This window comes from Streptomyces sp. FXJ1.172 (genome assembly GCF_001636945.3).
In the GTDB taxonomy this organism is placed as follows: Bacteria; Actinomycetota; Actinomycetes; order Streptomycetales; family Streptomycetaceae; genus Streptomyces.
In genome coordinates this window covers 4129358-4142689 of record NZ_CP119133.2, presented here as the reverse complement: position 1 = coordinate 4142689, position 13332 = coordinate 4129358, and the positions used below count along the sequence as shown (strand labels likewise).

Below are 13332 nucleotides of genomic sequence, written 5' to 3'. Positions count from 1 at the left end.
TTTGCTAGCGACGCTTCCCGTTAGCATGGACATCCGCACCGATCAAGGCCATTTGGGGAAGGTGTCATGACTGCCAACGTCGACGGAGTGCCCGGTAAATTCGCGACACTCGGGCTGACCTACGACGACGTGCTGCTGCTGCCGGGCGCATCCGAGGTGCTCCCCAACGCGGTCGACACCTCGTCCCGCATCTCCCGCAACGTCCGGGTGAACATCCCGCTGCTGTCGGCGGCGATGGACAAAGTGACCGAGTCCCGTATGGCGATCGCGATGGCCCGGCTGGGCGGTGTCGGTGTGCTGCACCGCAACCTGTCCGTCGAGGACCAGGTCAACCAGGTCGACCTGGTGAAGCGGTCGGAGTCCGGCATGGTCACCGACCCGATCACGGTGCACCCCGAGGCCACGCTCGCCGAGGCGGACGCGCTGTGCGCGAAGTTCCGCATCAGCGGTGTTCCGGTCACCGATCCGGCCGGCAAGCTGCTCGGCATCGTGACCAACCGTGACATGGCCTTCGAGAGCGACCGCAGCCGCCGGGTGCACGAGGTCATGACCCCGATGCCGCTGGTCACCGGCAAGGTCGGCATCTCCGGCTCCGAGGCCATGGAGCTGCTGCGCAAGCACAAGATCGAGAAGCTGCCGCTGGTGGACGACGAGGGCGTCCTGAAGGGCCTGATCACGGTCAAGGACTTCGTCAAGGCGGAGCAGTACCCCAACGCGGCGAAGGACGCCGAGGGCCGGCTGCTCGTCGGTGCCGCGGTCGGCGCCAGCCCGGAGGCGCTGGAGCGCGCCCAGGCGCTCGCCGAGGCCGGTGTGGACTTCCTGGTCGTCGACACCTCGCACGGCCACAACAGCAACGCCCTGAGCTGGATGTCGAAGATCAAGTCGAGCGTGAACGTCGACGTGGTCGGCGGCAACGTCGCCACGCGCGACGGCGCCCAGGCGCTGATCGACGCCGGTGTGGACGGCATCAAGGTGGGCGTGGGCCCGGGCTCCATCTGCACCACCCGTGTGGTCGCCGGCATCGGTGTCCCCCAGGTCACGGCCATCTACGAGGCGTCCCTCGCGGCCCGCCCCGCCGGCATCCCGCTGATCGGCGACGGCGGTCTGCAGTACTCCGGCGACATCGGCAAGGCGCTGGCCGCCGGCGCCGACACGGTGATGCTGGGCAGCCTCCTCGCCGGCTGCGAGGAGTCCCCGGGCGAGCTGCTCTTCATCAACGGCAAGCAGTTCAAGTCGTACCGCGGCATGGGCTCGCTGGGTGCGATGCAGTCCCGCGGCCAGGGCAGGTCGTACTCGAAGGACCGCTACTTCCAGGCCGACGTGACCGCCGACGAGAAGCTCGTGCCCGAGGGCGTCGAGGGCCAGGTGCCCTACCGCGGTCCGCTCGCCAACGTCCTGCACCAGCTCGTCGGCGGCCTGCGCCAGACCATGGGCTACGTCGGCGCCGCCACGATCGGCGAGATGGAGTCCAAGGGCCGGTTCGTGCGGATCACGTCGGCGGGCCTGAAGGAGAGCCACCCGCACGACATCCAGATGACGGTCGAGGCGCCGAACTACAGCACCAAGGGCTGAAACGGCGTCCACACGCGCGCGTGACGGACATCGACGGCGGTCCCGGAGCATCCGGGGCCGCCGTCGCCGTACCTGCGGAGAGCTTCTGTCGTACCCGTCGGCGATACTGGAAGGCGCTGCAACGCATAGGGAAAGGCCACAGACGTGACTGAGATCGAGATCGGGCGCGGCAAGCGCGGCCGCCGGGCGTACGCCTTCGACGACATCGCCGTCGTCCCCAGCCGCCGTACGCGGGACCCGAAGGAGGTCTCGATCGCCTGGCAGATCGACGCCTACCGCTTCGAGCTGCCGTTCCTGGCCGCCCCCATGGACTCGGTGGTCTCCCCGGCGACCGCGATCCGCATCGGTGAGCTGGGCGGCCTGGGCGTCCTCAACCTCGAGGGCCTGTGGACGCGGCACGAAGACCCGCAGCCGCTGCTGGACGAGATCGCCGAACTGCCCTCCGAGCGTGCGACCCGCCGCCTGCAGGAGATCTACGCGGCGCCGATCAAGGAGGAGCTGATCGGTGCCCGCATCAAGGAGGTGCGCGACTCCGGCGTGGTCACGGCGGCCGCGCTCTCCCCGCAGCGCACCGCCCAGTTCTCCAAGGCGGTCGTGGACGCGGGCGTGGACATCTTCGTCATCCGCGGTACGACGGTCTCGGCGGAGCACGTGTCGTCCTCGCACGAGCCGCTGAACCTGAAGCAGTTCATCTACGAGCTGGACGTCCCGGTGATCGTCGGCGGCTGTGCCACCTACACCGCCGCCCTGCACCTGATGCGCACCGGCGCGGCCGGTGTCCTGGTGGGCTTCGGCGGCGGCGCCGCGCACACCACGCGCAACGTCCTGGGCATCCAGGTCCCGATGGCGACCGCGGTGGCGGACGTGGCCGCGGCCCGCCGTGACTACATGGACGAGTCCGGCGGCCGGTACGTGCACGTGATCGCGGACGGCGGCGTCGGCTGGTCCGGCGACCTGCCCAAGGCGATCGCCTGCGGCGCCGACGCGGTGATGATGGGCTCTCCGCTGGCCCGCGGCACGGACGCGCCCGGCAAGGGCCACCACTGGGGCATGGAGGCGGTCAACGAGGAGCTGCCCCGCGGCAAGAAGGTCGACCTCGGCACGGTCGGCACGATCGAGGAGATCCTCACCGGCCCGTCCCACACCCCCGACGGCTCGATGAACTTCTTCGGCGCCCTGCGCCGCGCCATGGCCACGACTGGCTACAGCGAGCTGAAGGAGTTCCAGCGGGTCGAGGTCACGGTCGCGGACAGCCAGCACCGCCGCTGACCCCCACGACGAAAGGGCCCGGCCACCGATGAGGTGGGCGGGCCCTTCGCATGGCCGGCACGCCTTAGGCGGCGGCCTTCTTGGCGCCCGAGAACGCGGCGAACGCGGCGATGGCGAAGAACAGGAAGGTCAGCGGGTCCGCGTCCTGCTTCCACGCCTTCTGCACGATGTCGAAGTGCTGGAAGAACACCTCGTTGAAGCCCACGTTCAGCGCCTTGGCGCCGATCATGGCCTCGCCGACCAGCTGGCCGAAGTACACCGAGGCGAGCGCGAGGAGGGCGCTCGCGACGGGCAGCACCGCGTTGCGGCCGCCCGCCTTGCCGGCCGCGAGGCCGATGACGAAGCCGACACCGACGGCCGCGTAGCCGATCTCGTGCTTGGTGGCGCCGATGACGACGCCGTAGAGCGCGGCGGCGACCACGGCGGCCGCGACCGCGGCGACCACGCCGAGGGCGAGGTTGTTCCTGCCCGGCGCGGGCGCCGCCGGCGGCGCGGCGAAGCCGCCGGGCTGGGGCGCGAAGACGCCCTGCTGCGGCGGGTACGGCGCACCGGTCGGCGCCTGCTGGGCATACGGGTTGCCGTCGGCCTGACCGTACTGCGGCTGCGGCGATGGAGCTGACTGGCTCATGACAGGAATTCCCCCGTGACGTGCACAACTGGATGGCGAAAAGGAGACGTACGCGCACGCGTGTGCGGCGAGTCCGGGGGAGACTAACAGCCGAGGACGACAATGCCCTTGGCCGTTTTCCCTTCGTGATCGTTCAGCACGGTGCTCAGAGCCGGTGCGCCGCCCCCGTCGGGGTCGCCCCGCGGGTGTCCAGCAGCAACTGGGCCTTCACCGACAGGCCCTGCAGGTCGTAGGTCCGGTGCTGCTGGAGCAGGATCGTCAGGTCCGCGTCCGTGGCCGCCTCGTAGAGCGAGTCCGCGCGCGGGACCGGGCGGTCCAGCACGCTCCACGCGGACACGTACGGGTCGTGGTAGCTCACCGAGGCGCCCAGTTCCATCAGCCGGATCGCGATCTCCTGGGCCGGAGTGCCCTGCAGGTCGGCGAGGTCGGCCTTGTAGGTGATGCCGAGCAGCAGCACGCGCGCGCCCCGGGCGGACTTGCCGTGTTCGTTGAGGAGGGTGGCGGCGCGCTGGACGACGTAGCGGGGCATGCGGTGGTTGACCTGCTGGGCCAGCTCCACGATGCGCAGGGTGCGGGTGGCGTGGCCGGTCAGGTCCTGGGGAACGCCGTGTCCGCCGACGCCGGGCCCCGGGCGGAACGGCTCGAATCCGAACGGCTTGGTCTCCGCGCACCGGATGACGTCCCAAAGGTCGACGCCCAGTTCATGGCACAGGACCGCCATCTCGTTGACGAGCGCGATGTTGACGTGCCGGAAGTTGGTCTCCAGCAGCTGCACGGTCTCCGCCTCGCGCAGTCCACGCGCGCGTACCACCTTGTCGGTGAGCCGGCCGTAGAACGCGGCGGCCGACTCGGTGCAGGCCGGGGTGAGGCCGCCGATGACCTTGGGGGTGTTGGCGGGGGTGTGGTCGCGGTTGCCGGGGTCGACGCGGCTCGGCGAGTAGGCGAGATGGAAGTCGCGGCCCGCGCGCAGCCCCGAACCCTTCTCCAGCAGGGGGAGCAGGAACTCCTCGGTCGTGCCGGGCAGTACGGGTGACTCCAGGATGACCGTGGTGTGCGGACGCAGCCGCTCGGCCAGGGTGCGGGCGGCGCCCTCCACCTGGCCGAGGTCGAGTCCGCCGTCGGCGCCGCGCGGGGTCGGCGCACAGATCACGGCGGTGCGCACCCGGCCGAGCAGGGCGGGGTCGGTGCCGGGCCGGAAGCCCGTGGAGTGCATCCGGCGCAGCTCTGCGGGGCTGAGGGAGCCCGCCTCCGGACCGGTGGCGTAGCCGACGGTGTGGATGCCGGCGGCGACGGCGGCCTGGGCGAGCGGCAATCCGTAGGGGCCGAGTCCGATGACAGCGAGGTCTGCGGGCATGGCGTGGGCCGTCCTTCCCAGTAGCCGAAGCAGGACAGGTGCGCAACCGTGGTGGACAGGCTGAGCACGCGCAGTGCCAGGCTAGGTACAAATATGACCGTTATGTGTGATTGTGTTCGTGTGTCTTCCGAGGGTTGTGCGCGAGTTGTCCACAGGTTGGGAGCCCGTGGTGGCTGAAGCCGGGCAAGCCGGTCAGAATTTGGGCATGAGGAGGGGATGAACCGGGCTTCGCCCACCGGGTGCGGCCGACGCGAGCGAGTGTGCACAGCGGGAGGCAGCGGTGAGGACAGCGACACTGGGGCCGGAGCAGCGTGCCGAGGCACTGGCGGCGATGGCGGAGCGGGAGCTGGACCTGCTGGTGGTCGGCGGCGGAGTCGTCGGTGCCGGAACGGCGCTGGACGCCGTCACGCGAGGCCTGTCCACCGGCCTGGTCGAGGCCCGCGACTGGGCGTCCGGCACCTCCAGCCGCTCCAGCAAACTCATCCACGGCGGTCTGCGCTACCTGGAGATGCTCGACTTCGCGCTGGTCCGCGAGGCCTTGAAGGAGCGCGGCCTGCTCCTGGAGCGGCTCGCCCCGCACCTGGTCAAGCCGGTGCCGTTCCTCTACCCGCTCCAGCACAAGGGCTGGGAGCGGCTCTACGCCGGTTCCGGCGTGGCCTTGTACGACGCGATGTCCATGGCGCGCGGCCACGGCCGGGGCCTGCCTCTGCACCGTCACCTGACCCACCGTCACGCCCTGCGCGTCGCCCCCTGCCTGAAGAAGGACGCCCTGGTCGGCGCCCTGCAGTACTACGACGCCCAGATGGACGACGCCCGCTTCGTGGCCACCTTGGTGCGCACCGCGGCGTCCTACGGCGCGAAGGTGGCCAACCGCGCGCGCGTGAGCGGGTTCCTGCGCGAGGGCGACCGGGTCGTCGGCGCGCGCGTGCAGGACGTGGAGGGCGGCGGGGAGTACGAGATCCGCGCCAAGCAGATCGTCAACGCGACCGGCGTGTGGACCGACGACACACAGGCCATGGTGGGCGAGCGCGGCCAGTTCCACGTCCGCGCCTCCAAGGGCATCCACCTGGTCGTGCCCAAGGACCGCATCCACTCCACCACCGGCCTCATCCTGCGCACCGAGAAGTCCGTCCTCTTCGTCATCCCCTGGGGCCGGCACTGGATCATCGGCACCACGGACACCGACTGGGACCTCGACAAGGCCCACCCGGCCGCGTCCAGCGCCGACATCGACTACCTGCTGGAACACGTCAATTCGGTGCTGGCCGTGCCGCTCGGCCGCGACGACGTGCAGGGGGTGTACGCCGGACTGCGCCCGCTGCTGGCCGGGGAGTCCGACGCCACCAGCAAGCTGTCCCGGGAACACACGGTCGCCCACCCGGCGCCAGGGCTCGTGGTCGTCGCGGGCGGCAAGTACACCACCTACCGGGTGATGGCCAAGGACGCCGTCGACGAGGCGGTGCACGGCCTGGACATGCGCGTCGCCGACTGCGTGACGGAGGAGACCCCGCTGCTGGGCGCGGAGGGGTACCAGGCGCTGTGGAACGCGCGAGCGCGGATCGCCGCCCGCACCGGACTGCACGTGGCCCGCGTCGAGCACCTCCTGAACCGATACGGCTCCATGGCCGAGGAGGTCCTGGACCTCGTCGCCGCCGACCCCGCCCTGGGCGAGCCGCTCGCGGCCGCCGACGACTATCTGCGCGCCGAGGTGGTGTACGCCGCCTCGCACGAGGGCGCCCGGCACCTGGACGACGCGCTGACCCGCCGTACCCGCATCTCCATCGAGACCTTCGACCGGGGCACGCGCAGCGCCCGTGAGGCGGCCGGGCTGATGGCGCCGGTCCTCGGCTGGGACAAGGACCAGATCGAGCGCGAGGTCGAGCACTACGAGAAGCGGGTGGAGGCCGAGCGTGAGTCCCAGCTCCAGCCCGACGACCTGACGGCGGACGCGGCCCGGCTGGGCGCGCCGGACATCGTGCCGCTGTAGCGACGCCGTGCCGCGGCAGGACCAGGACCCGGCAGGAGCCGACAGGAGCCGACAGGACCGCGGACAACATCACTCGAACGGGTGAGTGGTATCGGGATCTCCGCCCGGACCCCGGCCGTTCTACCAGGTGCGAGGGCAGAACCCGGCGGCGAGCAAGGCCGGTTCGAGGCGGGGGTCTGCGATCGCGTCCGTGTTCACGCGGAAGGTGAGGACACGGCGGCCGTCGGCGGTGGCTGCGCTGCGCACGTAGCTTCCGGATATCCGGCCGTTGTGCCCCCACACCGTGATGCCGCACGGAAGCCTCACCGGAAAGACCCCCATGCCGTACGAGCCGTGTGCGGTACGGGTGTCGAGCATCTCGCGCAGCCGGCGCGAGGGCAGTAGCCGGCCGCCGAGCAGCGCCGCGTAGAAGCGGTCGAGGTCGGCGAGCGTGCTCACCAGCTCACCCGCCGCGCCGGCCACGCGCGGGTCGAGCCCGGTGACGTCGGAGCCGTCGGCGGCGAAGGCACGGCCGTGCGGAGCGGGCAGGGTCGTACGGGATCCCGGAAAGGAGGTGCCCGTCAGACGCAGCGGAGCGAGGATGCGGCGCTCGGCCTCGGTGGCGTAGGAGTGGCCGGTGACCTGGCGGATGGTCATGCCGAGCAGGACGTAGTCGGTGTTGGAGTAGGAATAGCGGCCCGGGCGGGCCGGAGGGAGGGCGAGAGCGATGCGGACGGCCTGAAGCGGCGTCAGGGGCACGGTGCCATGGGTGGCTTCGGTGAAGTCGGCCAGCCCGCTGGTGTGGGTGAGCAGGGCGCGCAGGGTGATGTGCCGGCCGTCGGCGCCGGGGCCGCGCAGCAGCCCCGGCAGGTGCCGTTCCACCGGGTCGGACAGCGAGAGCCGGTGCTCCGCGGCCAGTTGGAGCACGGTCGTCGCGATGAAGGTCTTGGTGAGGCTGCCGGCGCGGAAGTGGTCGGCGCGGCCGATGCCCTGTCCTGCGGCCGCGAAGTGGAAGCGGCCTCGGCTGAGGTCCAGCAGGGCCGCGGCGGGAGCCCCGCCGGAGGTGACGAGCCGCGGCAGGACGGCGTCCGCACCGGCGGCCGGGGAGGCCACCGGGGAACCGGTCCGGAGCGTGGCCGCAGCGAGCAGCAGCGCCAGGGACACCGGTATGGACAGGAGTGTCCGAAGCGTCGGCATCCCGGTTCCTCCTCTCTTGCGGCCCATCATCCCGGTAAGCGGAGCACTCGCTTCAGGGGGGTTCCGGGTGCGCGGCGCGCGGGCCGGCGACACGGGCACCCTGGGCGTTGGCCACTTGTCGGGTGAGAGACAATGGAGGCTCTGTCAGGGCGGGTTGTATGAGGGGACGCATGTCGGAGGCGGAGCGGGCGGGAACATCTCGTCAGGAGACTCGTCAGGGCAAGAACGAGCGTCGTCTCCTCGCCGGGCGGTACCGGCTGGGAGACGTGCTGGGCCGGGGCGGCATGGGCACGGTCTGGCGTGCCGAGGACGAGACCCTGGGCCGGACGGTCGCCGTCAAGGAGCTGCGGTTCCCGTCGAACATCGACGAGGAGGAGAAGCGGCGCCTGATCACGCGCACGCTGCGCGAGGCCAAGGCGATCGCCCGGATCCGCAACAACAGCGCGGTGACGGTCTTCGACGTGGTCGACGAGGACGACCGGCCGTGGATCGTCATGGAGTTGGTGGAGGGCAAGTCCCTCGCCGAGGTCATCCGCGAGGACGGCCTGCTGGAGCCGAAGCGTGCCGCCGAGGTCGGGCTCGCCGTTCTCGACGTGCTGCGCTCCGCGCACCGTGAGGGCATCCTGCACCGGGACGTGAAGCCGTCCAACGTGCTCATCGCCGAGGACGGCCGGGTCGTGCTCACCGACTTCGGTATCGCACAAGTCGAGGGTGACCCGTCCATCACCTCCACCGGCATGCTCGTCGGCGCCCCGTCCTACATCTCCCCGGAGCGCGCCCGTGGCCACAAGCCGGGGCCGGCGGCCGACCTGTGGTCGCTCGGCGGCCTGCTGTACGCGGCGGTGGAAGGCGTCCCGCCCTACGACAAGGGTTCGGCGATCGCCACGCTCACCGCGGTGATGACCGAGCCCCTGGAGGAGCCCAAGCACGCGGGCCCGCTCCGGGACGTCATCTACGGTCTGCTGACCAAGGATCCGGCCAAGCGGCTCGACGACGCCGGGGCCCGGGCCATGTTCAACCGGGTGATCCACGAGCCCGAGCCGGAGCCGATGGACGCCACGCGGGTCGTTCCGCTGCCGCCGCAGCCGGCACCGTCCGAGGGCAAGCGGGGCGAGGAGGCCGCGGAGAAGCTGCGCGGCGCGCTGCGTTCGGTCCGCAAGGCGGCGGGTGCCGCCTCCGCCGCGGCGGCGACGCGGGCGAAGAACGGCGGCGACGCGGCCGCGCCCTGCGGCGGTGCCGCGGGCACGAGCGGCGCGGCGGGCGCGGGCGGTCCGGCGGGCGCGGGCGGCGCGGCCGCAGGCCCGGCGCGCCCGGGTGTGCCCGGCGGCGCACGGTCTGCCTCCTTGGGTGGCACACCCTCCTCCGCTCCCGGTGGTGGACGGCCGGAGTCCTCCGGTGGGCGTCCCGCGGCTCCCGGTGGGGCGCGGCCGGGTTCCTCCGGCGGGCCGGGTGGGGCGACCGGCACGAGACCGACGGGCCCGGCCTCGGGCGCGGCCGGCGGGGCGAACCCCGGCTCGGGCAAGGCGAGTTCGGGCTGGCCCGTGATGCCGCCGCCGGACCTGGACCTCCCGCCGCGACCGGTGCCGAGGGCACCGCTGACCGACGTGGTGCCCAGGCGCACGCTGGTGATCATCGCCGTGGTGGTCGTCCTCGCGGTGATCGGCACCATCCTGGCCTTCGCCCTCAGCGACAACGGCAGCAAGCACGACAACGGCAGCGGGGCCAGGAGCGCGGTGAGCGCCGGTGCGTCCACCAAGCAGGACCGGAGCGCCGGCAGCGGGTCGCGCGCGGGCGGCGCGAGCCCGTCGTCCGGCGGTCAGCGTTCGGCGTCGGACAGCAAGGCCGACGGCAGTGCCAGTGCGTCCGCCGCCGCCCCGGGCTCGTCCGGGGCCAAGGGCGGCGGGAGCGCGCCGGCGGTGTCGACCCGGAAGGGCGGCCAGGGGTACTCGATCGGGCTGCCCAAGGGCTGGTCGTACACGTCGAGCGACGGCGACGGTGACCGCTACACCGGCCCCGACGGGCAGAAGCTGCTCGTCGCGTGGACGACCACACCCAAGGACGACCCGGTGGCGGACTGGAAGAACCAGGAGCACTTCATGGTGCGCTCCCAGTACCAGAAGATCCACATCGAGAAGGTGGACTACCGGGGCTGGAACACGGCCGACTGGGAGTTCACTTACGTCGACGGCGGCACCAAGTACCACACCATCGACCGGGGTTTCGTCGTCAACGGCCACCTCGGCTACGGACTGATGTACACCGCGAAGGACGCGGACTGGGACAGCGCGCTGCGCAAGGACACCTGGAACACGCTGACGGCCTCCTTCGACCCCAAGTCGTAATCTCCACGCGATGGTTTAGGGCGTCACATTCCGGCATCCACTCAATGCGGGTTGCCTCCGGCACGTATCGTGAATCGTTGCGGACCGTACGCAGCCGCATGAGTGTGCGAAACGGGTCGCGAGGCGAACGGATGTGACCAACCGGGCGGCCGGGGGAGGCAAAGTGGACGACTACGCGGGTCGGGTGCTCGCCGACCGCTACCGCCTGCCGTTGCCACCGTCCGACGAGTACGAACTCACCGAGACCCGCGCCTTCGACACCTACAGCGGCCAGGAAGTGCTCGTCCGGCAGGTGCCGTTGCCGGAGGTCGTCGAGGCCGAGGTGCTCGACGCGGAGGGGCTGCCCGAGGGGTTCACCGCGCGTGAACGCGGGGCCCGGCGGGCGACGGACGCCCGGACGGCCACCCGCAGGCCCGCCGACCCGGCCGTGCGGCGCGCCGTCGAGGCCGCGCAGGCGGCCGCCCGCATTCCCGACCATCCCCGCCTGGACCAGGTCTTCGACGTGTTCGCCGAGGGCGGGTCCCTGTGGATCGTCAGCGAGTGGGTGGCCGCGCGCCCGCTGTCCGCGTTCCTCGCCGAGCAGCCGCTGTCGCCGTACCGGGCGGCCGAGGTCGCCTCCGACGTGCTCATGGCACTCCGGGTGCTGCACGCCCACGGCTGGGTGCACCGCAACATCACCGCCCGTACGGTGCTCGTCTGCGAGGACGGCCGTGTGATGCTGACCGGCCTCGCCGTCGGCGCCGCCGAGGAGGCGTTGTGCGGGTACGACCCGGTGCCGGGCCAGGACGGCCAGGACGGGCCGGACGAAGGGGTTCCGCAGGGCGCGGCGGCAGGGGCGGGACGAACCGAGCGGGGCACCGGGCCCGGTGGCGGCCGGGGCGGCGCGCCGTTCGCCCGACAGCGAGCGGTTGCCCCACCGCCCGGCGGCCTGCCGGGCGGTGCGGGTGATGCGGGTGATGCGGGTGATGCGGCCGGGGGCGACCCCGCCGGAGCCGGTGGTGTTCCCTCCGCCGACGTCGATCCCGAGGCCGCGCGGCGGGCCGCGATCCAGGCGCGGGCGGCCGGCGGGCTGCAGGTGCCGGGCGCGAACGGGGCGTCCGGCGGGGCCAGGGTGCCCGGACCGGCCGGCCAGCGGGCCCTGGAGACCGGGGCGGACGTCCGTGCCGCCCGCGCCGGGGCCATCGCCGCGTACCGCGCGGGGCGCGTGCCGCGGCCCGGGTGCAGGAGTCCGGGCAGAGCGGGCGCCCCGCGCTGCCCGGGGCCCGGCCGCCCGTCGAGGGCGACACCGGTGCGGGCCGGGCCGAAGGCGCGGAGCGGCCGTCGTACCCCGGCGGGCCGGGCCTCACGACACCGCCCGGGCGGACGGCCGACCCCTACGGCGTGCAGGGCCCGCCCTGGCACGGTGCCGCACCGCGGGCCAGGGCGGCCGGCGGAACCACTCCGGTCCTGCCAGGCGGCCCCCAGCGCACCGGCCTGTCCCCGGGCGATGCACACCCCGCACACCCGACGGTCCCGGACCAGGCCCCCGCCCCGGACCCCGGCCCCGCTTACGGGACCGCCCCCGATGCCGGCGGCCCGGGCTCCGCGTTCCCTTCCCACGGCACCGACCCCGGCCATGGAGGCTCCGGCCACGCGCCCGGCGTCGGCCCCGGCGCGGACCCCCTGCCCCAGGGGGAGTTCCCGCAGGCTTCCGCCGGCTCCCGCTGGGACGACGCCGGTGCGCTCGCCGGTCCCCGGCGTGGGCCCGCGACCGCGCTGGCGGCCGAGCGGGCGCGGCAGGTGCGGATGACCGTCGTCGGGCCGGTGACCGAGCGGTGGGCGCCGGAGCAGGCCGGGCCCGTGCACGAGAACTGGCAGCTGGCGGCGCCGATCGGGCCGGCGACCGACCTGTGGGCGCTCGGCGCGCTGCTGTTCCGGGCCGTCCAGGGGCACGCGCCCTACCCCGAGGAGTCCACGGCCGAGCTGGTGCAGCTGGTGTGCGCCGAGCCGCCCGCCTTCGCCGAGGAGTGCGGCCCGCTGCGGCCGGTCGTCGAGTCGCTGCTGCGCCAGGACCCCACCGAGCGCCTGGACTTCGAGGAGCTGAGCGGCTGGCTGCGTTCGCTGGTGCGCTCCGCGCCCGAGCCCGACGCCGGTACGCATGTCGTGCCCGTCCCGCCCGCCGACCCGCGCCGGCTGCCGATCGTCCGGCGCCGCGGCGAGCTGGTGCGGCTGCGGCGCCGGCGTGCCGCGTTGCCCGAGGTCCATCCGCACGGCCGGCACAAGCGGGCCCGGCAGGAAGCCCGTTCGCCGCGCAGCCTCGGCCGCACCCTGCTCCTGCTGGTCCTGCTCCTGCTGGCCGGCGCGGTCGTGTACGCGATGCTGTTCATGCCGAAACAGGGGCACGACGGAGCGGCGGGCAGCGACCGTACCGGCAGTGCGGGGCAGGCGAGTCCCGAGCCCTCCCGCACCCAGCAGCCTTCCTCCGGGCAGTCCGCGGACGGCGGCCCCTCCGCGTCCGGGTCCGCCACCGAAGCACAGACGGGCGGCGACCCGTCCGTGGCCGACGGCTTCACCCTGCGCACGGACCCCGAGAACTTCAAGATCGCAGTGGCCAAGGGCTGGGACCGCACCCCGAAGAACGGCAGCGGCGAGATCGCCTACGGCCAGGGGGACTTCGAGCTGATCGTGGTGCCTGGGAGGGACAGCGCCGCCGCGTACGGCAGTGATCCGATGGTCTACCAGCGGGACAAGGAGAGCGAACTCCAGCCGTACCGGGACTCCAGCTGGGCCACGGCGACCGGGCTGAGGACCATCGAGGTGGGCGGACGGACCATGGCCGAGGGGCAGTTCACCTGGACCGACGGGCAGGGCCGCGACCTGTTCGTGCGCAACATGGCGATCCTGCTGAACGGCCGTTACCACATCATCCAGGTCCGCGGCCCCGAGGCCCAGCGCGACAGGGTGACGCAGCTGTACGAGCAGGCTACGGCGACGTACCGCTACACCGGTTGAGCGCCCCGTATAC

At 72.7% G+C, this 13332-nt stretch carries 7 protein-coding genes and 1 pseudogene; 5 read left to right on the top strand and 3 right to left on the bottom strand.

Annotated elements, in window-relative coordinates; all coding sequences use genetic code 11:
• Window positions 1–66 precede the first annotated feature (66 nt).
• Window positions 67–1572: an IMP dehydrogenase gene (gene guaB / locus A6P39_RS18265; RefSeq protein WP_067050935.1), complete on the top strand. Its 1506-nt coding sequence runs from the start codon at window positions 67–69 to the stop codon at window positions 1570–1572.
• 144 nt (window positions 1573–1716) lie between these two features.
• On the top strand, window positions 1717–2841 hold the full coding sequence (locus A6P39_RS18260; protein WP_067050932.1) for a GuaB3 family IMP dehydrogenase-related protein: 1125 nt from the start codon (window positions 1717–1719) through the stop codon (window positions 2839–2841).
• A 64-nt stretch (window positions 2842–2905) separates the two neighbouring features.
• On the opposite strand, the gene A6P39_RS18255 is transcribed toward A6P39_RS18260, so the two are convergent.
• Together A6P39_RS18255 and A6P39_RS18250 are read right to left on the bottom strand one after the other, a co-directional pair.
• Window positions 2906–3469, bottom strand: a complete 564-nt coding sequence (locus A6P39_RS18255) for a hypothetical protein (protein ID WP_067050929.1) — start codon at window positions 3467–3469, stop codon at window positions 2906–2908.
• A gap of 145 nt (window positions 3470–3614) precedes the next feature.
• Window positions 3615–4823 (bottom strand): nucleotide sugar dehydrogenase, encoded by a 1209-nt coding sequence (locus tag A6P39_RS18250; RefSeq protein ID WP_067050927.1) that lies wholly within the window; start codon window positions 4821–4823, stop codon window positions 3615–3617.
• A 280-nt stretch (window positions 4824–5103) separates the two neighbouring features.
• Between A6P39_RS18250 and A6P39_RS18245 the strand changes: the two genes are divergently transcribed.
• Window positions 5104–6810: a glycerol-3-phosphate dehydrogenase/oxidase gene (locus tag A6P39_RS18245; RefSeq protein WP_079133577.1), complete on the top strand. Its 1707-nt coding sequence runs from the start codon at window positions 5104–5106 to the stop codon at window positions 6808–6810.
• 120 nt (window positions 6811–6930) lie between these two features.
• On the opposite strand, the gene A6P39_RS18240 is transcribed toward A6P39_RS18245, so the two are convergent.
• Window positions 6931–7986, bottom strand: coding sequence for a serine hydrolase domain-containing protein (locus A6P39_RS18240; protein ID WP_067050921.1), 1056 nt, complete (start codon window positions 7984–7986; stop codon window positions 6931–6933).
• 170 nt (window positions 7987–8156) lie between these two features.
• Here A6P39_RS18240 and A6P39_RS18235 point away from each other — a divergent pair, with 170 nt between their 5' ends.
• Complete coding sequence (locus tag A6P39_RS18235; protein WP_275883873.1) at window positions 8157–10328, top strand: serine/threonine-protein kinase; 2172 nt, start codon at window positions 8157–8159, stop codon at window positions 10326–10328.
• Window positions 10329–10491: 163 nt separating this feature from the next.
• Window positions 10492–13319, top strand: a pseudogene (locus tag A6P39_RS18230) (protein kinase).
• Window positions 13320–13332: the final 13 nt, after the last annotated feature.